At 67.8% G+C, this 19,471-nt stretch carries 24 protein-coding genes; 10 read left to right on the top strand and 14 right to left on the bottom strand.

What is annotated here, in order from left to right:
* Window positions 1-67: 67 nt before the first annotated feature.
* Both SFB74_RS11120 and SFB74_RS11115 read right to left on the bottom strand, forming a co-directional pair.
* The gene (locus tag SFB74_RS11120) at window positions 68-970 is read right to left on the bottom strand and encodes an SDR family NAD(P)-dependent oxidoreductase (protein WP_432730875.1); all 903 of its coding nucleotides are present in this window, start codon (window positions 968-970) and stop codon (window positions 68-70) included.
* Between the two features lie 54 nt (window positions 971-1,024).
* Window positions 1,025-1,894, bottom strand: coding sequence for a helix-turn-helix domain-containing protein (locus SFB74_RS11115; protein ID WP_432730874.1), 870 nt, complete (start codon window positions 1,892-1,894; stop codon window positions 1,025-1,027).
* A 71-nt stretch (window positions 1,895-1,965) separates the two neighbouring features.
* Between SFB74_RS11115 and SFB74_RS11110 the strand changes: the two genes are divergently transcribed.
* A complete protein-coding gene (locus SFB74_RS11110) occupies window positions 1,966-2,622 on the top strand; it encodes a glutathione S-transferase (protein ID WP_432730873.1) in 657 nt (218 codons plus the stop codon).
* Here SFB74_RS11110 and SFB74_RS11105 read toward each other — a convergent pair.
* Complete coding sequence (locus SFB74_RS11105; protein WP_432730872.1) at window positions 2,619-3,521, bottom strand: LysR family transcriptional regulator; 903 nt, start codon at window positions 3,519-3,521, stop codon at window positions 2,619-2,621. The genes SFB74_RS11110 and SFB74_RS11105 overlap by 4 nt on opposite strands.
* Window positions 3,522-3,652: 131 nt before the next feature.
* Between SFB74_RS11105 and SFB74_RS11100 the strand changes: the two genes are divergently transcribed.
* Together SFB74_RS11100 and SFB74_RS11095 are read left to right on the top strand one after the other, a co-directional pair.
* Window positions 3,653-4,978 carry an MFS transporter gene (locus SFB74_RS11100; RefSeq protein ID WP_432730871.1) on the top strand — a complete coding sequence of 442 codons (1,326 nt, stop codon included), beginning with the start codon at window positions 3,653-3,655 and terminating at the stop codon, window positions 4,976-4,978.
* A 37-nt stretch (window positions 4,979-5,015) separates the two neighbouring features.
* Window positions 5,016-6,119 (top strand): M14 family metallopeptidase, encoded by a 1,104-nt coding sequence (locus SFB74_RS11095; protein WP_432730870.1) that lies wholly within the window; start codon window positions 5,016-5,018, stop codon window positions 6,117-6,119.
* Window positions 6,120-6,143: 24 nt separating this feature from the next.
* Here the strand turns inward: SFB74_RS11095 and SFB74_RS11090 are convergent, their stop codons facing one another.
* The 3 genes from SFB74_RS11090 to SFB74_RS11080 all read right to left on the bottom strand — a co-directional run bounded on the left by SFB74_RS11090 (window position 6,144) and on the right by SFB74_RS11080 (window position 7,741).
* Complete coding sequence (locus SFB74_RS11090) at window positions 6,144-6,944, bottom strand: enoyl-CoA hydratase/isomerase family protein (protein ID WP_432730869.1); 801 nt, start codon at window positions 6,942-6,944, stop codon at window positions 6,144-6,146.
* 26 nt (window positions 6,945-6,970) lie between these two features.
* The gene (locus SFB74_RS11085) at window positions 6,971-7,393 is read right to left on the bottom strand and encodes a hypothetical protein (protein WP_432730868.1); all 423 of its coding nucleotides are present in this window, start codon (window positions 7,391-7,393) and stop codon (window positions 6,971-6,973) included.
* Between the two features lie 75 nt (window positions 7,394-7,468).
* Complete coding sequence (locus SFB74_RS11080; RefSeq protein ID WP_432730867.1) at window positions 7,469-7,741, bottom strand: DUF2164 domain-containing protein; 273 nt, start codon at window positions 7,739-7,741, stop codon at window positions 7,469-7,471.
* Between the two features lie 114 nt (window positions 7,742-7,855).
* Between SFB74_RS11080 and SFB74_RS11075 the strand changes: the two genes are divergently transcribed.
* The 3 genes from SFB74_RS11075 (at window position 7,856) to SFB74_RS11065 (ending at window position 10,857) form a co-directional block, all read left to right on the top strand.
* Window positions 7,856-9,043, top strand: a complete 1,188-nt coding sequence (locus tag SFB74_RS11075) for a lactonase family protein (RefSeq protein WP_432730866.1) — start codon at window positions 7,856-7,858, stop codon at window positions 9,041-9,043.
* A gap of 198 nt (window positions 9,044-9,241) precedes the next feature.
* Window positions 9,242-10,615 carry a PPC domain-containing protein gene (locus SFB74_RS11070; RefSeq protein WP_432730865.1) on the top strand — a complete coding sequence of 458 codons (1,374 nt, stop codon included), beginning with the start codon at window positions 9,242-9,244 and terminating at the stop codon, window positions 10,613-10,615.
* Window positions 10,616-10,641: 26 nt separating this feature from the next.
* The gene (locus SFB74_RS11065) at window positions 10,642-10,857 is read left to right on the top strand and encodes a hypothetical protein (protein ID WP_432730864.1); all 216 of its coding nucleotides are present in this window, start codon (window positions 10,642-10,644) and stop codon (window positions 10,855-10,857) included.
* 46 nt (window positions 10,858-10,903) lie between these two features.
* Here the strand turns inward: SFB74_RS11065 and SFB74_RS11060 are convergent, their stop codons facing one another.
* The 3 genes from SFB74_RS11060 to SFB74_RS11050 form a co-directional block, all read right to left on the bottom strand.
* Window positions 10,904-11,812, bottom strand: coding sequence for a DUF808 domain-containing protein (locus tag SFB74_RS11060; protein ID WP_432730863.1), 909 nt, complete (start codon window positions 11,810-11,812; stop codon window positions 10,904-10,906).
* 110 nt (window positions 11,813-11,922) lie between these two features.
* Complete coding sequence (locus SFB74_RS11055) at window positions 11,923-12,609, bottom strand: PepSY-associated TM helix domain-containing protein (RefSeq protein WP_432730862.1); 687 nt, start codon at window positions 12,607-12,609, stop codon at window positions 11,923-11,925.
* A gap of 1 nt (window position 12,610) precedes the next feature.
* Window positions 12,611-13,129 (bottom strand): GNAT family N-acetyltransferase, encoded by a 519-nt coding sequence (locus SFB74_RS11050; RefSeq protein ID WP_432730861.1) that lies wholly within the window; start codon window positions 13,127-13,129, stop codon window positions 12,611-12,613.
* A gap of 87 nt (window positions 13,130-13,216) precedes the next feature.
* On the opposite strand from SFB74_RS11050, the gene SFB74_RS11045 reads away from it, so the two are divergent.
* The 3 genes from SFB74_RS11045 to SFB74_RS11035 are packed head-to-tail and all read left to right on the top strand — an operon-like array spanning window position 13,217 to window position 13,974.
* On the top strand, window positions 13,217-13,366 hold the full coding sequence (locus SFB74_RS11045; protein ID WP_170217229.1) for a hypothetical protein: 150 nt from the start codon (window positions 13,217-13,219) through the stop codon (window positions 13,364-13,366).
* A 3-nt stretch (window positions 13,367-13,369) separates the two neighbouring features.
* Window positions 13,370-13,690: a VF530 family DNA-binding protein gene (locus SFB74_RS11040; protein ID WP_432730860.1), complete on the top strand. Its 321-nt coding sequence runs from the start codon at window positions 13,370-13,372 to the stop codon at window positions 13,688-13,690.
* A complete protein-coding gene (locus tag SFB74_RS11035) occupies window positions 13,687-13,974 on the top strand; it encodes a 2Fe-2S iron-sulfur cluster-binding protein (protein ID WP_432730859.1) in 288 nt (95 codons plus the stop codon). Before SFB74_RS11040 ends, SFB74_RS11035 begins: the two co-directional genes overlap by 4 nt.
* Here the strand turns inward: SFB74_RS11035 and SFB74_RS11030 are convergent, their stop codons facing one another.
* On the bottom strand, window positions 13,975-15,291 hold the full coding sequence (locus tag SFB74_RS11030) for an MFS transporter (protein WP_432730858.1): 1,317 nt from the start codon (window positions 15,289-15,291) through the stop codon (window positions 13,975-13,977).
* 112 nt (window positions 15,292-15,403) lie between these two features.
* Between SFB74_RS11030 and SFB74_RS11025 the strand changes: the two genes are divergently transcribed.
* Complete coding sequence (locus SFB74_RS11025) at window positions 15,404-16,057, top strand: RluA family pseudouridine synthase (protein WP_432730857.1); 654 nt, start codon at window positions 15,404-15,406, stop codon at window positions 16,055-16,057.
* A gap of 12 nt (window positions 16,058-16,069) precedes the next feature.
* Here the strand turns inward: SFB74_RS11025 and SFB74_RS11020 are convergent, their stop codons facing one another.
* From SFB74_RS11020 to egtD, 4 genes are all read right to left on the bottom strand, one after another.
* Window positions 16,070-16,510 carry a universal stress protein gene (locus SFB74_RS11020; protein WP_007833935.1) on the bottom strand — a complete coding sequence of 147 codons (441 nt, stop codon included), beginning with the start codon at window positions 16,508-16,510 and terminating at the stop codon, window positions 16,070-16,072.
* Window positions 16,511-16,640: 130 nt separating this feature from the next.
* Window positions 16,641-17,396 carry a 2OG-Fe dioxygenase family protein gene (locus SFB74_RS11015; protein ID WP_432730856.1) on the bottom strand — a complete coding sequence of 252 codons (756 nt, stop codon included), beginning with the start codon at window positions 17,394-17,396 and terminating at the stop codon, window positions 16,641-16,643.
* Complete coding sequence (locus tag SFB74_RS11010; RefSeq protein ID WP_432730855.1) at window positions 17,393-17,677, bottom strand: DUF427 domain-containing protein; 285 nt, start codon at window positions 17,675-17,677, stop codon at window positions 17,393-17,395. The genes SFB74_RS11015 and SFB74_RS11010 overlap by 4 nt, the downstream gene beginning before the upstream one ends.
* A 769-nt stretch (window positions 17,678-18,446) precedes the next feature.
* A complete protein-coding gene (gene egtD, locus SFB74_RS11005) occupies window positions 18,447-19,469 on the bottom strand; it encodes an L-histidine N(alpha)-methyltransferase (RefSeq protein WP_432730854.1) in 1,023 nt (340 codons plus the stop codon).
* Between the last annotated feature and the right edge of the window lie 2 nt (window positions 19,470-19,471).

The raw sequence follows: 19,471 nt of genomic DNA, 5'->3' as shown, positions 1-19,471 counted from the left end.
GCACCGGCTGCCATCCCCGGCCTGCGCCGGCCTTGTGCCGCCGCTGCCTCTGCCGCCGATGCAGCCGCTACATCTCGAAGGCCGCGACCTGCCGTCCGTCGATGTCGGTGAAGCCGTATTCGCGTGCGAGGTCGGCCACGCGAAGCACCTCGCCGCTCTTGTCCAGTACCCGGGCGTCGCCGGCCAGCGCCGCGATCGCCCGGCCAAGGTAGCGCGGCGACTCGGTGCGCGCAAGCTCGGGCCGCTCCTGCCAGTGCGCCTCGTCGGTCTTGTGGCCGGCCAGCACGAACTCGGTGCGCATCCAGCCGGGCGACACCGCCACCGAGGCGACGCCATGCGGCTTCAGCTCCTGCGCCATGCCGAAGGCCAGCCGCGTCATCGACGCCTTGGCGAGGTCGTAGAAGAGGTTGCCGCGCAGGTAGTGGCCGCGGTCCCAGAAGGTGGTGGTGACGATCAGACCCTTCTTCTGCCGCACCATGAGCGGCGCGGCGCAGCGGCCGCCCAGGAGGTGGTTGCGCACGCCGCGGTCGAACATCGAGTCCCAGTTCGACAGCGGGTGCTCCCAGAACGGCGCCTCGAACACGCCGGTGAAGGTCTCGTGGCCGCCCCAGGCGTTGTTCACGAGCAGGTCCAGGCGGCCGGCCTCGCGCTCCACGCGGGCGAAGAGCGCGGCCACGTCGTGCTCGCTCGTGTGGTCGCAGCCCACCGCAATGCCCCGACCGCCAAGACGGGTGACTTCGTCGGCGGTGTCGTCGATGCTGCCAGGCAGCGTCGACATGTCCGACAGGGCCATCAGCTGGCCGTAGGTGGCGGCGGGCTGCGCGCGCGTGCTGCGCCCGGTGACGTACACGGTGGCACCGGCGGCGCCCAGTTCGATCGCAATGCCGCGCCCAGCGCCGCGGCTCGCGCCGGTCACGACCGCCACGCAGTCCTTCAGCGGGCCGCCTGCCGTGTTCTCTTCGTTGTTCATCCTGTTCGTTCCTTTTGATCCGTTGGCCTCAGAGCGGATGAAGATAGCCAGCGCTCAGCCCGGCGTCTTGGAAGAACCCGAAACCGCCTGGTCGAGGAATTCGGTGGGCGTGACGCCGCACAGCGCGCGGAACTCGTTGACCAGATGCGACTGGTCGTAGAAGCCGCCCTCCAGCGCCACCTCGGCCCAGGCCGGCGAAGGCTGCTGCCGCAGCGCGCGCAGGCAGCCGTGCATGCGCGCGAGCCGGCTCCACGCGCGCGGCGAAAGCCCCACGTGGGCATGAAAGAGCTGCTGCAGGCGTCGCTCGCCGACGCCGACGGCGGCGGCCACCTCGCGCAACGGGCGCCGCCCGTCCGATCCGGCGATGAGCCCTGCGGCATGCATCGCAATGGCATTTCCCGCGGCGCCGCTGTCGCGAATCCTGCGATGCAGAACGGCCTGCAGCATCGCCACCCGCGCCGCATCGTCGGGCGCTTCGGTCATGCGTTCGAGCAGTTCCGCGCCTTCGCCGCGCCACAGCGCATCGAGGTGCACGGCAGTGCCGCCGATCTCGCCGGCCGGCAGGCCCAGCAGCGCGGCAGCAGCGCCGGGACGCAGGGTGACGGAAAGCCCCTCCACCTTCCGCCGCATGCGCACGACCACCGGCGCGGCCGACGCGCCGATGGCCTCCAGCGCGTGCCCTTCCACGTCGCCGACGGAGGGTGCGTCGCCGAAATTGAAGACCAGGCGCACGGCACCGTCGGGCAGCACGCGTTCGCGTACCTCGTGGCCGGCGGCGAAACTCTCGCGATACAGCATGATGTGCGAGACATGCCCGCGCAGCGCGGCACCGACCGGGAACGCGCTCAGCGCGCCGGCGGGCACGCCCGACTCCGGCCCGTGCAGGGGGTCGTCGTCGAGCCGGAGGAAGAGGCGTTCGCCCATGGGTACCGATTGTGTTGAAAAACGCCGCCCGGGCATGTCCGAAAATCGGCCGCTTCGTCTGTCCGAATCGAATGACGTCCGCCCTGCCCGTCCTCTACTCGTTCCGCCGCTGCCCCTACGCGATGCGCGCCCGCCTCGCGCTGGTCGCCAGCGGCCAGCAGTGCGAGCTGCGCGAGGTGGCGCTGAAGAACAAGCCGGCCGAGATGCTCGCGGCTTCGCCCAAGGGCACGGTGCCCGTGCTGGTCGCCGAAGACGGCACGGTGCTGGAGCAGAGCCTCGACGTGATGCTGTGGACCCTGCGCCGCAGCGACCCGGCAGGCTGGCTTCGGCCCGAAACCGGCACGCTGCAGGACATGCTCGCGCTGGTCGCCGCCTGCGACGACGGCTTCAAGCCCCAGCTCGACCGCTACAAGTACCCCGACCGGCATGCGGACGGCGGCGAGCCCGCACGCGAGCGCGGCGCGGCCTTCCTGCGCGACCTGGAAGCCCGTCTGTCGAACTCGCCGCAACTGACCGGTGCCCACGCGACGCTGGCCGACGCCGCCCTCATGCCCTTCGTGCGCCAGTTCGCGATGGTCGATGCGGCGTGGTTCGGCGCCCAACCCTGGCCGCGGCTGCAGGCATGGCTCTCGGGCTGGACCGCCTCAACTCTCTTCGAGCGCGCGATGCACAAGTACGAGCCCTGGAATGCGGGTGAGACCGGCATCGACTTTCCGCCACCCGTCTAACTCGCCATCGCCGCAGCCGACGCCCGCTGGATGCATTCGACGAAATGCTGCGCGGCCGGCGTCAGCAACTGCCCGCGGCGCTTGATCACGCTCACGCTGAGCATCGGCAACTGCTCCTCGATCTCCACGCGGCGGATGCCGTGGCGCTTGAAGGTCAGCGTGGCCAGCGGCTCGACGAACAGGCCGACCAGGTCCATCTGCCCGACCAGCGCCAGCGCCACCGTGACCGACTGCCCCTGTATCACCCGCGCCGGCTGCGGCAGGCCCAGCGGCAGCAGCGGCGACACGGCCTCGCGGCCGCTGAAGTGGTCGTCGCCGGGAAGAATCCATTCGGCCTTGTAGAGGTCGCGGATCGAGCGACTCCCGCGCAGCGGATGGTGCTCGCGCATGCCCACCACCAGCTTCACCGGAAAGAGCTCCATCGCCTCGAACTGCGGATCGAGCCGGCCCGGCACCACGTGCGCCACCGCGAAGTCGAGCGAGCCTTCGCGCAGGCGCGCGAGCATCCAGGGCAGCACGGTTTCGCTGAACTGCACGTCGACCGCCGGCAGGCGCGCGTGGAAGTCCTGGAACGCCGCCGGCAGCACCGTGAGCGCGAACGAGGTGCTCACGGCCAGCGCCACCTTGCCGGTGAGCCCGTCGCGGATCTGCGCGATCTCGTCGCGGGCGCGCTGCATGTCGGCCAGCAGCAGCCTTGCGCGCGGCGCGAAGGCCTTGCCGAACTCGGTGAGCTGCACGCCCTTGACGCTGCGCTCCACCAGCGGCGCGCCGACCTCGCGCTCCAGCTCCCGCACGATCTTGGTGACGGCCGGCTGAGAGATGCCCAGCACGCGCGCGGCGGCCCGGATGCTCAACTGCTCGACCACGGCCACGAAGGCATGCAGCTGGTTGGGTTTCATGAAAACAAAAAGTTATCTTCGACGCCCAATTATTGTCTTTTCATGACAGCGGCGAATCTCTAGCATCCGGCGCGGCCAAGGCGTAGACCTTCGACCGACATTCCGAAAAGCAAAGCCAACACTGGAGACACATGAGCACCCCAAGCAACCGGCCCGCGCCGTCCTCTTCCCCCGCGCGCCGCCGCCAGACCATCGTGGCCACCACCATCGGCAACGGGCTGGAGTTCTTCGACTTCACCGTCTACGGCTTCCTGGCGCTCGTGATCGGCAAGCTGTTCTTCCCGACCTTCAGTTCCTACGGCCAGCTGCTGCTGACGGTGGCCAGCTTCGGCGTGGGCTTCATCATGCGGCCGCTGGGCGGCATCGTCATCGGCGCGTACGCCGACCGCGCAGGCCGCAAGAAGGCCATGACGCTCACCATCTTCCTGATGGCGCTGGGCTGCGCCCTGATCGCGTTCACGCCCACCTATGCCTCCATCGGCGTCGCGGCGCCGATCGTCATCGTGCTGGCGCGGCTGATCCAGGGCTTCTCGGCCGGCGGCGAGGTCGGCGCATCGACCACTCTGCTGGTGGAGCACGCCACGCCGGCCAACCGCGGCTACATGGCGAGCTGGCAGTTCGCGAGCCAGGGACTGGGCGTGCTGATGGGCGCGGTGGTGGTGGGCGTGCTCACGGCCTCGCTCTCGCAGGAGGCCATGCAGAGCTGGGGCTGGCGCATTCCCTTCATCATCGGCATGCTGATCGCGCCGGTGGGCATGTACATCCGCCGTCACCTCGAGGAATCGCTGCACATCTCGCCCCAGCAGGCCGCCGCACCGCGCGAGAGCAGCCTGAAGATCGTCTGCACGCAGCACGGCAGGACGGTGCTGGCGGCCATTCTTTCGCTGGTCGGCGGCACCACGGCCGCGTATGTGGTGACCTTCTACATGCCGACGTACGCCGTGCGCGAGCTGGGCTTCACGCCCTCGGTGGCGCTCTTCGGCGCCGCGCTCACCGGGCTGATCTCGTTCGCCTTCGCGCCCTTCGTCGGCAAGCTGTCGGACGTGGTGGGCCGCAAGACGCTGATCGTGTGGAGCCGCGTCGCGCTGGCGCTGCTTATCTACCCCGGCTTCCTGTGGCTCAACGCCTCGCCCACGCCCACGGTGCTGTTCGTGGTGCTCGGCGTGTTCAGCTTCGGGCTGGTCGTGCAGACGGTGCCCGGCATCACGATGCTGCCCGAGATGTTCCCGAAGGCGGTGCGCGCCAGCGGCATGTCGCTGGTGTACAGCGTGGGCGTGGCGCTCTTCGGCGGCTTCGCGCCCTTCATCAGCACCTGGCTGCTCAACGCCACGGGCAGCAAGCTCGCGCCGGCCTGGTACCTGGTGGCGATGACGGTGGTCTCGCTGCTGGGCCTGCTCTGGCTGCGCGACCATACGGGCCGCGACATCGACGCGGCCGGCGCCCACGCAAACGCCTGACGGCCTTCATCATTCCAAGCACAGGAGTCCCCACTTCATGCAAGCACAACCCACCGCCGCCACGCGGTTCTTTTCGGGCACCTACGTCGAAGCCCGCGCCAAGTTCCTGGAGGCCGCCGCGCAGCGCGGCGCCGCCGTCGAGTCGTTCGTGATGGAGGCGCACAAGGGCGCGCTCGGCGAAGAACTGGCCACCGACGTCGCGCTGATCGGCGCCATCGACGCGAAGAAGGTGCTGCTCGTGAGCTCCGGCACGCACGGCCCCGAAGGCTTCTGCGGCTCGGGCACGCAGGTCGCCACGCTCAACGACGCGGACCTGCTCTCGCGGCTGGAGCAGGCCGGCGTCTCGCTGCTGCTGGTGCACGCGGTCAACCCGCACGGCTTTTCGCACCTGCACCGCACGAACGAAGACAACATCGACCTGAACCGCAACCACATCGACTTCGGTGCGCCGCTGCCGGTGAACGCCGAATACGCCGACGTCGAGCCGCTGGTGCTGCCCGCGACCTGGCCGCCGACGCCCGCCGACGAAGCGGCCGTGGCCGCCTACGTGGCGAAGCACGGCATGCGCGCCTTCCGCGCCGCCGTGACGCGCGGCCAGTACACCTCGCCCGACGGCCTCTTCTACGGCGGCACGGGGCCTTCGTGGAGCAACAGGACCATCCGCAAGATCCTGCGCAAGTACGCCGCATCGGCCACGCACCTCGGCTGGATCGACGTGCACACGGGCCTGGGCCCCTACGGCCATGGCGAGAAGATCTACCCCGGCCGCAACACACCCGAAGACCTGGCGCGAGCCCACGACTGGTGGGGCGCCGACGTGTTCGCGCCCTTCGCCGGCGACTCGGCCTCGGCCGACGTGTCGGGCCCGGTGATCTCGACCGCTTACGACGAATGCCCGAACGCGAAGATCGCGCCGATGGGCCTCGAGTTCGGCACGCTGCCCGACCTGGAAGTGCTCGACCGCCTGCGCGCCGACACCTGGCTGCGCCGCCACCCCGAGGCGCCGGAAGCGCAGAAGCGCGAGATCCGCACGCGGCTGCGCGACGGCTTCTACTGCGACAACGACGAGTGGAAGGGAATGATCCTGGGCCAGACGCGCGTCGTGCTGCTGCAGACGCTGCAGGGACTGCGCAAGGCCTGACGAATCAGGAAGCCGGGCTTCGCCTCAGCCGAAGTCGGGAGCCCGCTTCTCGCGCAGCGAGGCGACACCCTCGCGCACGTCGGCGCCCGCGAAGCCCATGAATTCGAGCGCCAGCGATGCGTCGAAGGTCGGGCCGGCCTGGCGCAGCCAGTTGTTGAGCGCGTACTTGGTGAAGCGGATGGCGCTCTGGCTGCCGGCCGCGAGCCGGTCTGCCACCTCGTAGGCGCGCGGCAACAGGTCGGCCTCTTCCACCGCGAGCGACACGAGGCCGATGCGCTCGGCCTCCTCGCCGCTCACCGGCTCGCACAGCAGCAGGTGGTACTTGGCCTTGGCCATGCCGCACAGGAGCGGCCAGACGATGGCTGCATGGTCGCCCGCCGCCACGCCCAGGCGGGTGTGGCCGTCGACGATCTTCGCGTTCTTCGTGGCGATGGAGATGTCGGCGAGCAGTCCCGCCACCAGGCCCGCGCCCACCGCCGGGCCGTGCATGGCGCTCACGATGGGCTTGTCGCAGTTGATGATGTTGTAGACGAGGTCGCGCGCCTCGCGCCACACGCGCTGGCGCACCGCGTCGTCGGTGGTCATGTCCTGCACCATGGCCAGGTCGCCGCCGCCCGAGAAGCCCAGCCCCTCGCCCCGCAGTACCGCGCAGCGCACGCTGTCGTCGGCCGACACGTCGCGCCAGATCTCTGCGAGCTCGCGATGGCCGTCATGGCCCGCCGTGGGCAGCTTGCCGTTGGCCGCCAGCATCCGGATGTCGAGCACCGCGCCGTTCGCGCCGCGGCGCTCGATGGCGAGGGTCTTGTAGCGGGCGGCGTAGTCCATGGCGGGTGTCTCTTTCGGCTGTTCGGCTACTTTCTTGCCGCCACTTCGCGGCAGCGCTGCACGTTCGCGTCGAAGCGCGAGGCCAGGCCCGGTTCGCACTCCTCTGAGGGAGCGAGCCTGCACATGCCGACCACAGCGTAGTCCATCACCGCCGCCGTGCACATGGGGTATGCGGCGAGTTCGGGATTGGCCTTGCTCTTGAAGCCCCAGCGTTCGGAGAACTGCACCGTGCGGACCATCGCGCCGTGGAAGAAGCTGCGGTCCTTGGCGGCGATGGCGGCCTCCATGCGGGGCAGCTCCTCGTTCAGGTAACCGACCGAGTCGAGCGGAAAGCCCGACGGGTCCTGCTGTGCGGTGGCGAAGGATGCGGCGAGCACGAAGGGCAAGGCCGCAAGGGCACGCAGAACGGGAGAGGCTGCGCGGCGTTGGAAGGTGCGGTGAAGGTGCATGGCCCCGAATTCTGCAACGTTTTGAAGCATTTCTGAACCGGTCGCGATGCGCAGGCGCCACGCCGTCCGGCTTTGCTAGCGGCCCTTCTTCTGTTTGTCGAATTTGCGCCAGTACTGGAATTCGTCCTCGTGCACCTCGAGGTCGATCTCGGAGATGCGCGACTGCAGCCGCTCCTGCACCTCCGTCACCGCCCTGTTGTAGACCAGCGGCCCGATCTCCTCCAGGAAGAAGCCGAGCAGCGCTCCGGCCGCGATGTTGCCGATGGGCTCTTCCATGTTCTCGCGGAAATAGCGCTCGATGGAGGTGATGGCCTGCTGGCGGGCTTCCTTCGGGATCTCGATGGTCATGGGTCTTCCTGCCTCGGGAGGTTCGGGCCGTCGATTGTGCCGGCCGCCGCCCGTGTCCCTCCCTGGCGCCCTTCGCTACCATGCGCGCTCACAACAACACCGGAGACACCGATCATGAAGTTCCGCCCCGCCGCGCTCGCGGCCCTTGCCCTCGCGGCACTCGCCGGCTGCACGAACCTCACCCCCACCGTGCCCCAGCGCCAGCTGATGCTGGTCGCCAACGACGAGAAGCAGTCGTGGAACGACGCCGGCGCGGTGATCCTCGGCCCGATGGGACGCGACACGGTGCAGGTGCTGGACATCGGCACCGATCCGCTGGCGCCCAAGGTGCTCGGCACGCTGCAGCTGGACAACACCATCGCCGGCCCGCCGACCAACCTCGCGATCACGCCCGGCGAAACGCTGGCGCTGGTCGCCAACTCGCTCAACGTGGTCGAGGAGAACGGCGCACGCAGGCAGGTGCCCGACAACCGGCTCTTCGTGATCGACCTGACCACCACGCCGCCCAAGCTGCTCGACACGCTGCAGGTCGGCAAGCAGCCCTCGGGCCTGTCGATCAACCGCACGGGCGACCTCGCGCTGGTGGCCAACCGCGCCGACAACTCGGTGAGCGTGCTGCGCATCTCGGGCAAGAAGGTGACGCTGGTCGACACCGTCGCCATGGGCGACTCGGTGGCGCACGTGCGCTTCACGCCCGACGGCAAGCGCGCACTGGCGGCCAAGTTCCCGAGCCACAAGATCGCGCTGCTCGACGTGAACGGCGAGAAGGTCAGCTACAACAAGGTCGACCTCGCCGCCGGCCTGTGGCCCTACAACGTCGACGTGACGCCCGACGGCAAGCTCGCGCTGACGGCCGACAACGGCAATTCGGGCGCCTCCGACGGCCAGGTCGACACGGTCAGCGTGATCGACATGGAAGCCGCGCCGCCGCGCGTGATCGACAAGGTGGTCGTCGGCGACGGCCCCGAAGGCCTGGCCGTGAGCCCGACCGGCCGGCACGCCGTGGCAGTTATCTTGCGCGGCAGCAACGCAGCGAAGAACGCCTACTTCTACAACCGCAACGGCTCGGTGGTGCTGCTGAAGATCGACGGCAAGAAGGTCACGCGCGCCAATGAGGTTGTGGTGCGCGGCCTGCCCGAGGGGGCGGTGTGGAGCGCCGACGGGAAGTACCTGTACGTGGGCAACTTCATCGACCAGGACATCACGATCCTGCGGCTCGATGGCGATACGCTGATGCCGACTGGGAAGTCTTTTCCGCTGCAAGGCCACCCGGCAGCGATGCGTGGTGCCATGACACACTGACAGGACAAGGCTCGGGACTGCCTCGCACAAATGAATCGGCTTTTCTTCGAGCCGCCAATCGAAGACTAGAAATCGAAACAGAGGAAGAGGGAATTTATGTTGTTTGCTTCATCGAAGCGCTTTTTGGGAGCGCTGAGCAGCGCTTTGCTTTTTGGAGTCGCGACCTCCGCTCAGGCGGGACCTCTCGGTGATCCAGTCATGGTCAACACCAGCACGGCTGGCACTCAGGAACTCTCGGGCCAGTTCTCGCTGACTGCGGGAAGGAATGGGGAAAAGCTCGTGATGTGGCGAGACTCGCCTACGAACATGACCTATGTTCAGCGGATCAACTCCTCAGGCGTGCTTTCCCCTGTCAAGTTTCCCGTGCCGCGAGGAAATTGCATCGCGGCAGATCGCGTCGGGAACTTCGCAGTCATTGGCAGTCTTGCGGAAATCACTCTCTACGACCGAAATGGCAATCTCCGGGCAAATGCCTTCCGGCCGAATCCGGGCGCTGAAGGTGGCTGCATCGGCTTCGATTTCGATGGAAATCTCTCGGCCTTTTACTCCGTCAGTTCCGGTGGCAACCGCTGGCTCGCGCTGAGAAGATTCAATATCGCCGGGGTGCCAGTGAGCAGCGAGGTACAGGTCACTCCTGCATCTACGGCTGTGGTGGTTGCCAACAGCATCGCCTCCGATGCATCGGGGAACATCACTGTCGCCTGGACCGTCGACAACCCCTCGACCGCGGGCGATGTCTGGATGCAACGCTTCAACAGCGCCGGCGCGCCTCTCATCAACGCGACACCGGTGGTCACGGCCCCCTCCACGCAGGATGGCGCATCTCTCGCCATGAGTCCGAACGGCAACTTCGTGATCGCGTGGAATTCGTACGAGGCCAACAATCTCCAGAACGCGTACGTTCAACGGTACAGCTCGACAGGCGCAGCCATAGGGTCCCCCATCCGCATCACGAAAGCTGCATCTTCCGTCTTCTCGCTACTGAACGTGAGCATGATGGAAGATGGCGGCTTCTTCGCCGCCTGGAACATCGACAACCCGACGCCGGGGACATGGCCCATCGTCGTGGCGCAGCAATTCGCCAGCGACGGCACACCCATCGGCAACGAATTCCAGGTCGATCTGCCGGGCATCGCTGGCCGATATGCCAATGTCGCGAGCGACCTCGCGGGCAACTTCACTGTCGCCTGGAATGCCTACGACGCTGTGTCCGGCTTCGATGTGAAGGTCCGCTCGTACAAAATCGACACCCAGCCAGCGATTACGACACTCAACAATGGCCAACCGGCTCAAGGCCTGTCCGGCGCGGCAGGAAGCTGGAAGTACTTCAAGATCACAGTGCCACCCGGCATTACGCAAATGAACGTCAGCATGGCCGGGCCAGCCGGCGGCGACGGTGACATGTACATCCGTTTTGGCGGCCTGCCGAGTGCAACGGCCTGGGACATTCGCCCCTACGTCAATGGCAGCAATGAGATCGCGAGTATCGGGAATCCGCCGCCTGGCGACTTCTACATCGCGATCTACGGATACATCGGCTATTCCGGGGTTAGCCTGAACGTCAGCTACTGATGTCGCACCGTTAAACTCCCGCTCCCATGACGCGACCATCCCGCCCCCTCCGCACACTCGAACGCGGCATCCTCTGCCTCGTGATCGGCGCCGCCGTCCTGCTGGGGCCGCGCTTCCTGCAGGGCACGCGCTGGTTCGAGATGGTGGCGGGAGCCTATCTGGTGGGCTGGTTCGCGCTGGTGCTGGGCACGGTGCTGATCGTGGTCGAGCTGGTGAAGCTGGGCAAATCGCGCCGGCAATAAAAAAACCCGCCTTGCGGCGGGTTTCGTTGGTGCCGACGGGCCCGCGTCAGGCCTTCTTGCCGCGCATCTTGCCGATCAGTTCCACCACGACCAGCACGATCGCGCCGGCCACGATGCCCACGCCGGCATTCACGCCCATCGAGCCCAGCGTGCCGAACACGCCGCCCGTGGCCTTGGCCCAGTCTTCCACCGCGTGGCCCAATGCCGGCACGCCGTGCACGAGGATGCCGCCACCCACGAGGAACATCGCGGCCGTACCGGCCACCGACAGCGCCTTCATGAGCCACGGCGCCGCGGCCAGGATGCCCCGGCCGAGGGCCTGCGCGCCCGCGCTCGCGCGCTGGCTCAGGTAGAGGCCCGCGTCGTCGAGCTTCACGATGCCGGCCACGAGGCCGTAGACGCCGATGGTCATGATGAGCGCGATGCCCACCAGCACGCTCAGCTGGGTGGTGAAGGGCTGGCCCTGCACGGTGCCCAGCGTGATGGCGATGATTTCGGCCGAGAGAATGAAGTCGGTGCGCACCGCGCCCTTGATCTTGTCCTTCTCGATCGCGACCACGTCGACCGAGGCGTCGGCGATGGCTTTCTCGTGGCGTTGCGTGTCGGCGTCATGTGCGTTCTTGTGCAGGAACTTGTGCGCCAGCTTCTCGGCGCCCTCGAAGCACAGGAAGGCGCCGCCGATCATCAGCAGCGGCGTCACCAGCCAGGGCAGCCAGGTGCCGATGGCCAGCGCGGCCGGCACGAGGATGGCCTTGTTGATGAAGGAGCCCTTGCACACGGCCCACACCACCGGGATCTCGCGCTCGGCCTTGACGCCGGTGACCTGCTGGGCATTGAGCGCGAGGTCGTCGCCGAGGACGCCGGCCGTCTTCTTGGCGGCTACTTTGGTGAGGACCGATACGTCGTCGAGAACGGTCGCGATGTCGTCGAGCAGCAGGAGCAGGCTGGAGGCCATGGGCAGGGTCGGGGCTGAAAAGAAGCGGCGAGCTTATCCGCAGCCGCGATCCGCCCCTGCAATACCCGTACGCCGGCGCCCTGAAGAACGAACGGCAGGAGCCGGCCGGCTCAGAGCGCGCTCAGCGCAATGGCCAGCACGGCCGCCAGCGAGGCGCCGAACAGCGCCAGGCCCACGCGGCGGCGGCGGTGCGTGAGCATCCACAGCACCACGCCCGAGATCGACAGGAAGATCAGGCTGCCGGCCAGCGTGTCGACCAGCAGGATCCAGGGCAGCGGCATGCCGCCGCCCTTGTGCATGTTGGTGAGCGTGGCGACGAGCCCGTTGTGCGTGGTGGTGACACCCACCGAGCGGTTGCCCTGCCAGTACTCGGCCTGGACGATCTCGTTGGGGCCGCCGAAGTTGAAGATCCAGTGCGCCGGCTGCGTGAGCGCGGGAGCGTTCTTGTCGCTCTTGTCCGCCCATGCGACGGGCTTGGCGGGCTCGATGCGGCTGGAATTGGGCGGGCCGCTCATGCGCAGCGCTTCCTGCAGCCACCGGCTCATGGCCTCCGGCGTTTCCGGCACCGGATCGGGCAGCGCCAGCTGCGCGCGCGAGCGCTCCTGGGCCTGTGGCAGCTTCAGCACGTTGCGGTGGTTGAGCCAGATGCCGCTGAAGCCGAACAGCAGCCCCAGCACGGCGCCCCAGAGGCCGAACCAGCCGTGGGTGCGACGAATCCACTGCACAGCGGTCGTACGGCGCTGGTGCGAGCGCACGCGCGCGGCGTGGCCCAGTGTGTTGCTGCCGGCGGCGTCCATGTCAGGCCACGTCGCGCTTCAGGCGGATCTCTTCGACGCGCACGGTGCCGAAGGCGGTGGTCTTGGCGGTCTTCATCTCGCGCTTGAAGCCCGCGAGTTCGTGGAAACGCATGGCGCGCTCGTTGCGGATCGGCACCCAGATGGTGACCGTCGTGCAGCCCTCTTCCTCCAGGCCTTCGCGTGCGGCGTCCCAGAGGGCCACGCCGGCGCCCTTGCTCCAGTGCTCGGGCTTGACGTAGATGGCCCAGATCTCGCCTGTGGTGGGCGGCGTCTTGGGGTCGCGCGAGCGGTCGAAGCCGACGAAGCCGACGATCTCGCTGCCCGACACGGCCACCCACACCTGCGGCTCGCTGTATTCGATGGCCTCGCGCCACTTGGCTTCGCGCGTGGCCGGGGCCAGGGTGCGCAGCTCTTCCTCGGGGAGGATGCCCTCGTAGGCTGCCTTGACGGCGAGAGCGTGGATTTCTGCGACGGCCTTGGCGTCGCGCAGGGTCGCGGGGCGAACTTCGTAATCTGACATGAATGCGGGAAATCGAATGGAACCGCATATTGTCGCCGCACCGCTAAACTGCGTGCCGCATACGTCGCAACTACAGGAGAAACCGACATGGCCAAGGGTCAGCAGCGCAGCAACAAGGAAGCGAAAAAACCCAAGAAAGACACCTCGCCGCCCAAGCCTGTGAGCACCGGCGGCATCGAGCCGGTCCGCACGGTCACGACGGAAGTCATTCCCCGCGGCAAGCTCAAGAACAAGTAAGAAGTGACGACGAACGACTCGCCGGCGCCAGCACCCGCCCCCGCAGACCCCACGCCCAGACAGGCCCAGCCGCGCAACCCGCTGCACGGGGTCACGCTGGAGGCCATCGTCACGGCGCTGGCCGGTCACTACGGGTGGCAGCGCCTGAGCGAGCTCGTTCCCATCCGTTGTTTCACGCTCGACCCGAGCGTGGGCTCCAGCCTCAAGTTCCTGCGCAAGACGCCGTGGGCGCGCGAGAAGGTCGAGAGCCTTTACCTCTTCATGCTGCGCGAGCAACGCCGCGAGCAGCAGCAACCACAACAGCAACCCCGACAACGGCCATGAAGGTCCGGCTGGAGCCCTCGGGCCTCGGCTTCGAGGCCGACGCCGAAACCACCCTGCTGAAAGCCGCCGAGGCCGCGGGCATCGAGCTGCCGAGCTCGTGCCGCAACGGCACCTGCCGCACCTGCATCTGCCTGCGGCTCGCGGGCGAAACCCGCCACATCATCGAATGGCCCGGCCTGAGCGCCGAGGAAAAGGCAGAGGGCTGGATCCTGCCCTGCGTGGCGCAGGCCCTCGGCGACATCACGCTCGATGTGCCCGGCGCACGCGCCCTGTTCGCGGACTGATCAGGCCGGTGGCCTGACCGAAGGCGCCGCCACCACCAGCCGGTCGCGCTGCGCCAGCGAGGGGAAGATCCTGAACCAGGTCAGCGCGACCAGCATCGTGCCGACGCCGCCCACTACCACCGAGCCGACCGGCCCGAGCAGCGCCGCCGTTGCGCCCGACTCGAACTCGCCGAGCTGGTTGCTCGCGCCGATGAAGATCGAGTTGACCGCGCTCACCCGGCCGCGCATGGCATCGGGCGTCTCCAGCTGCACCAGCGTCTGGCGGATCACCACGTTGACCATGTCTGCGCCGCCCGAGACCGCGAGCGCGATCAGCGAGACGACGAAGCTCTTCGAGATGCCGAACACCACCATGCACAGCCCGAAGATGCCGATGGCCAGCAGCAGCGTGCGTCCCACGTGGCGCTCCACCGGCCGGCGCGTGAGCGCGATCGACATCACGAGAGCCCCCACGGCCGGGGCGCTGCGCAGCAGGCCCAGGCCCCAGGGGCCGGTGTGCAGGATGTCCTTGGCATAGATCGGCAGCAGCGCCACCGCGCCGCCCAGCAGCACCGCGAACAGGTCGAGCGAGACGGCGCCGAGCACCGGCTTGCGCTTCCAGATGAAGTCGACGCCCGCGAACACCGTGGACAGCGTGACCGGCTCGCGAGCAGCCGGCGTGTAGGCGTAGCGCAGCCGCAGCACCAGCGCGCAGGCAACCGCGAAGAAGGCCACGCTGGCGCCGTAGACCACCGCCATGCCTGCCACGAACAGCAGGCCGCCCAGGGCCGGTCCGCCGATGATCGCGCCCTGCATGCCCGCCGAACTGAAGGCCATCGCGCGCGCGAGCATGGTGGGTGGCACCAGCAGCGGCGTCAGCGCCTGCTGAGCCGGCATCTGGAAGGCCCGCACCGCGCCCAGCACCAGCGACAGCCCCAGCAGCAGCGCGCGCGTGTCGTGCTTCTCGAGCACCGCGAGCAGCAGCACCAGCGCCACCAGCCCCTGCACCGCGAAGCAGGCCGCCACGATGCGCCCCCGATGGTGGCGGTCGACCACATGGCCGGCCAGCAGCGCCAGCAGCAGCGCCGGCACGAACTGGTAGAGGCCGACCAGGCCCAGGTCCCAGGCGCTGCCCGTGAGCTCGTACATGTGCCAGCCGATGGCCACCAGCAGCATCTGCGAGGCGGCCGTGCCGAAGAGGCGCGCCGTCCACATCTGCATGAACGGGCGCTCGCGCGTCAGGTCGGAAAAGCTGGGGGGAGAAACCGCCGCGGCCGGCAATGTGGCCTGGGCGTCGGGAGAAGAAGGGGAAGCGGAGGCTTGGGCGGGGCCGGACATTCGCCCGAGGATAGCCGACGCCGGATGAGCGGGGCGTGAGCGTGGGCAAGGGCGTGGGCAAGGAGCCTCCGCAGTCCCGCCACCGCCCTGCTGTCTACACTCGGCGGCGCCCATGACCGTTTCACCGCCGCAGCTGCAACCCGTTCACGAAGATCCTTACCTGCTGGTGCTCGACAAGCCCGCCGGCCTGCTCTGCGTGCCCGGCCGTGGCGAGGACAAGCAGGACTGCCTCAGCGCACGCGCCATGCGGCAATGGCCCGATGCGCTGATCGTGCACCGGCTCGACATGGCCACCAGCGGCCTCGTGCTGATGGCGCGCGGCATCGAGATGCAGCGCGCGCTGAGCGCGGCCTTTGCCGAGCGCCAGGTGCACAAGCGCTATGAAGCCGTCGTCGATGGCGCGATGCCGCTGCGAGAAGAGTGGTCGCTGATCGATGCGCCGCTGATGGCCGACTGGCCGCGCCGGCCGCTGCAGAAGATCGACCCGGCCGGCAAGCCCAGCCTCACCCGATGGAAGGCCGTTTCAGTGCTGCCCGGCGAGCCGGCATCCACGCACGTGCTGCTGGAGCCGCTGACCGGCCGCTCGCATCAGCTGCGCGTGCATCTGCTGTCGATCGGGTATCCCATCCTGGGCGACGCGCTGTACGGCGACGCCGCACTGCAGGCGCGTGCGCCTCGCCTGCTGCTGCATGCGAGCGAGCTGGGGTTCGTGCATCCGGTGACGCAGCAGAGCCTTTTCTTCAACCGGCCGCCTGGCTGGAACTGACGGACCGGGCGCTCAGCCGCCCTTGACGACCAGCACCGGCATGTTCGCGTCCTGCAGCACGCGCTGGGTCACGCTGCCCAGCAGCAGTTTCTCGATGCCGCTGCGGCCATGCGAGCCCATCACGATCAGGTCGGCCGCGATGGCGATGGCCGTGTCGACGATGCCTTCGTGCACCACGTGGCCGTCGATCACGCGCTGGTCGCTGTGCAGGCCCTCGGCCGCGAGCGCCGCCACGCCTCGCGCGAGAGCCGCATTGGCACTGGCAGTAGCCGCAGCGAGGTATTCGTTCTGGCCGAGCGCGTAGTCCGCGCCCACGCCGATGAAGGGGTAGTTGTCGATCACGTGGATCAGCGTGATGCGGCTACCGAAGGCCAGCGCGAGGCCGCTGGCCTTGCTGACGGCGAGCATGGAAGTTTCGGAGCCGTCGATCGGAACCAGGATGTGATTGAACATGGCGGGACCTCGCTTTCGTTCGCAGACAGACTCGGCCCACAAGGGACCGGGGCCCCGAATTTAACCGCTGTTACGTGGCGCGGGCTGTAGGACTCGTGCCAGCAAGGGCAAGCCCCGATATCGCCTGGGTTCAATCCCCCTGGAAACCCTCGGCGCGGCAGGTGATCACCAGCGTATCGCGCCAGCCTTCGCCGCCTTCTTCGAGCGGCTGGATCGGCGTCGACTCGTGGATCACGCGCGCATCGTCGAGCAGCAGGAGCGTCCACGGCTCGGTCATCGTGAAGCGCTCGCCGCGCCTTCCGTTGGCCTCGAACACACGCGTCTCACCACCCTTGATGCCATGCCGGCTCACGAGCGCCACCGCCACCAGATCCACGCCATCGCGGTGCGCGCCCTCGGGCGTCGGCCGGCCGATGCCGCCGGCGGTGTCGATGCGGAACTGGTGCGCTTCCACGTACCAGCGCTGCGCCGCGCCGCGCATCTCGCTGCTGGCCCTGCCGAGCTGCTGCAGCAGCCGCTGCCACACCGGCTGCGCGATGGTGGCGTCGAGCATCGGCGCGAACCAGCGCTGCATGCCGCCGTGCAGCGCGTTGTATTCCACCGGCTGCCAGTGCGCGCGATGCGGCACCTGCGCGAGCGTGGCCTGCTCGTCGGCCTCGACCGTGAAGCAGGCATGGCGTCGCGTGCGGTAGCGGCCGCCGTCCTTCAGGTAGTCGTCGGGCGGAAGATCGTTCCAGTCGGCATGCAGCGCCTCGAGCTGCGAGACCGGCAAGCCCAGCCATTCGCCCACGCCCTGGGGGCTCAGCACGGCATAGCCTTGTTCGCGCAGAGCCGCGGGCAGCTCGGCGGGCGCGATGAACGGGGGAGTGAATGCGGCGGTGGTCACTGCGCGCTGACCTTCACGTCCTTCCAGAACGCGACGCGGTCGCGGATCTCTTCGGCTTCGGGCTTCGGATCGGCGTAGTACCAGGCGGCGTCGGTGTTGAGCTCGCCGTTGACCAGCAGCGAGTAGTAGTTCGCCGTGCCCTTCCAAGGGCAGGTGGTCCTGTGGTTGCTGAAGGTGACGAAGTCGCGGTTGAGCGAGCTCATCGGGAAATAGTGGTTGCCTTCGACGAGGACGGTGTCGTCGCTTTCGGCGATGGTTACGCCGTTCCAGGTTGCTTTCATGGTTTTGGGGGTCTCCGGGGGCGGCCGGGTGCCGCTTTCGGGGGTTATTGTGCCGTTGCCACGGCTTTGGCCTCTCGGTGCTTGTTATCTACCCCTGCTGGGAGTTTGCTTTTCGGGGCCGGGTCTCGGCCCGGCGGCCGACTCACTTTCTTTTGCTTCGCCAAAAGAAAGTAAGCAAAGAAAAGGCGACCCTACTGTCTGCGTCCCTCCGCTTCGCTACGGGCAACCTGCGGTGCTCGACGTAGGGGGGGGTCCGCAGAACTCGCTTCGCTCAAGCAGCTGCGGCCCTTATCCCTCCTACGTCTGCGCTCCTCGGCGCAGCCAGAAGGGAGTTGGAGACCGAGCAGGCCATCGCTGCGCTCGGCCTCTGAACAGCCCACACTGGCCCTCACTTCGCTCGGCCCGGAATCTCAATTCAATCGCGACGGCTTCAACCGGCCCAATGCCTCATTCCAAGCACGGCAGGCGCGAAGCGCTTGCCGTGCCTTGGAGGCCGAGCAACGCGATGGCCCGTACGTCTCCCCTCCCCTCTGGCTGCGCCGAGGAGCGCAGCGTTTCGCGGATAAGGGCTCGCCCTTGTTTGAGCGAAGCGAGTTTGGGCGAGACCCCACGAAACGCGAGCACCGCAGGTTGCCCCGGAGCGAAGCGCAGGGGTCGCAGACAGTGGGGTCGCCTTTTCTTTGCCTACTTTCTTTTGGCGAAGCAAAAGAAAGTAGGTCCGCCGCCGGGCGGAACTCCCGGCCCCGGGAAACCAAACCCCAGCAAAAACCTAAGCAGCCAGCCAGTGCACGCTGAAAAGCCTCTCCGGATCAGTCCAAACAGCCCCCGGCCGAAACCCAGCCCTCACAGCCAACGCCCGAAGCCCTTCAACAGTGAACTTATGCGAGTACTCCGTATGAATAGTCTCGCCCTCTTCAAACCCAAAAACCTGCCCATTCAAAGAAACGCTCTGAACCCGCCGACTCACAAGATGCATCTCGATCCTCTGCCGAGGCGCGTTGTAGAACGCCGCATGCGAGAACCCCTCAAGATCGAAGTCAGCATCAAGCTCCGCATTGGCCCTCCGCAGCAGGTTGAGATTGAACTCCCCGGTAACCCCTTGCGCATCGTTGTAGGCCGCATGCAACCGCGCAGGATCCTTCACCAGATCAACCCCAATCAGCAACCCGCCCCCCCGCAACATCCGCGCAGCCAGCTGCAAGAAGGCCAGCGCCTCGTCAGGCTCGAAGTTCCCGATCGTCGACCCCGGAAAGAACCCCACCCGCCGGCCGGAACCAGCCATGGGAGCAGGCAGCACCAGCGGCATCGTGTAGTCGGCCGCGATGGGCTGAATCGCCAGTTCCGGATAGTCCGCCTTCAGCCGCGCAGCCGCCGCCTCCAGATGCTCGCCCGAGATGTCGATGGGCAGGTAGCGCTTCGGCGTCTCCAGCGCATCGAGCAGCAGCCGCACCTTGGTCAGCGATCCGGCACCGAACTCGACGATCTCCGCGTTCGGCCCGATCTGCCCGGCGATCTCTCCAGCGCACTCCCCGAGGATGCGCAACTCGGTGCGCGTCGGGTAGTACTCGGGCAGCTCGCAGATGCGGTCGAAGAGCTGCGAGCCGGCGGCGTCATAAAAGAACTTTGGCGAGATGCTGCGCGGCGAACGCGCCAGCCCCGCCTGCATCTCGCGGCCGAACTCCGACAGGGGCGGCGTTGCAGCCACCGCCTGCGACGGCGAAGCAGCGGGCTTCTGCCGTGCCTTCGCGGGCACGAAAGACGACAGCGAGGACGAGGAAGTTGGATTGCGCATGA

Source organism: Variovorax xiamenensis (genome assembly GCF_050916385.1).
In the GTDB taxonomy this organism is placed as follows: Bacteria; Pseudomonadota; Gammaproteobacteria; order Burkholderiales; family Burkholderiaceae_C; genus Variovorax.
This window is presented reverse-complemented; position numbering and strand designations above follow the sequence as displayed.

Coding starts and splice junctions, on each gene's coding strand:
- SFB74_RS11120 (WP_432730875.1), bottom strand. CDS start 970: ATGAACAACGAAGAGAACACGGCAGGCGGCCCGCTGAAGGACTGCGTG.
- SFB74_RS11115 (WP_432730874.1), bottom strand. CDS start 1,894: ATGGGCGAACGCCTCTTCCTCCGGCTCGACGACGACCCCCTGCACGGG.
- SFB74_RS11110 (WP_432730873.1), top strand. CDS start 1,966: ATGACGTCCGCCCTGCCCGTCCTCTACTCGTTCCGCCGCTGCCCCTAC.
- SFB74_RS11105 (WP_432730872.1), bottom strand. CDS start 3,521: ATGAAACCCAACCAGCTGCATGCCTTCGTGGCCGTGGTCGAGCAGTTG.
- SFB74_RS11100 (WP_432730871.1), top strand. CDS start 3,653: ATGAGCACCCCAAGCAACCGGCCCGCGCCGTCCTCTTCCCCCGCGCGC.
- SFB74_RS11095 (WP_432730870.1), top strand. CDS start 5,016: ATGCAAGCACAACCCACCGCCGCCACGCGGTTCTTTTCGGGCACCTAC.
- SFB74_RS11090 (WP_432730869.1), bottom strand. CDS start 6,944: ATGGACTACGCCGCCCGCTACAAGACCCTCGCCATCGAGCGCCGCGGC.
- SFB74_RS11085 (WP_432730868.1), bottom strand. CDS start 7,393: ATGCACCTTCACCGCACCTTCCAACGCCGCGCAGCCTCTCCCGTTCTG.
- SFB74_RS11080 (WP_432730867.1), bottom strand. CDS start 7,741: ATGACCATCGAGATCCCGAAGGAAGCCCGCCAGCAGGCCATCACCTCC.
- SFB74_RS11075 (WP_432730866.1), top strand. CDS start 7,856: ATGAAGTTCCGCCCCGCCGCGCTCGCGGCCCTTGCCCTCGCGGCACTC.
- SFB74_RS11070 (WP_432730865.1), top strand. CDS start 9,242: ATGGTCAACACCAGCACGGCTGGCACTCAGGAACTCTCGGGCCAGTTC.
- SFB74_RS11065 (WP_432730864.1), top strand. CDS start 10,642: ATGACGCGACCATCCCGCCCCCTCCGCACACTCGAACGCGGCATCCTC.
- SFB74_RS11060 (WP_432730863.1), bottom strand. CDS start 11,812: ATGGCCTCCAGCCTGCTCCTGCTGCTCGACGACATCGCGACCGTTCTC.
- SFB74_RS11055 (WP_432730862.1), bottom strand. CDS start 12,609: ATGGACGCCGCCGGCAGCAACACACTGGGCCACGCCGCGCGCGTGCGC.
- SFB74_RS11050 (WP_432730861.1), bottom strand. CDS start 13,129: ATGTCAGATTACGAAGTTCGCCCCGCGACCCTGCGCGACGCCAAGGCC.
- SFB74_RS11045 (WP_170217229.1), top strand. CDS start 13,217: ATGGCCAAGGGTCAGCAGCGCAGCAACAAGGAAGCGAAAAAACCCAAG.
- SFB74_RS11035 (WP_432730859.1), top strand. CDS start 13,687: ATGAAGGTCCGGCTGGAGCCCTCGGGCCTCGGCTTCGAGGCCGACGCC.
- SFB74_RS11030 (WP_432730858.1), bottom strand. CDS start 15,291: ATGTCCGGCCCCGCCCAAGCCTCCGCTTCCCCTTCTTCTCCCGACGCC.
- SFB74_RS11025 (WP_432730857.1), top strand. CDS start 15,404: ATGACCGTTTCACCGCCGCAGCTGCAACCCGTTCACGAAGATCCTTAC.
- SFB74_RS11020 (WP_007833935.1), bottom strand. CDS start 16,510: ATGTTCAATCACATCCTGGTTCCGATCGACGGCTCCGAAACTTCCATG.
- SFB74_RS11010 (WP_432730855.1), bottom strand. CDS start 17,677: ATGAAAGCAACCTGGAACGGCGTAACCATCGCCGAAAGCGACGACACC.
- egtD (WP_432730854.1), bottom strand. CDS start 19,469: ATGCGCAATCCAACTTCCTCGTCCTCGCTGTCGTCTTTCGTGCCCGCG.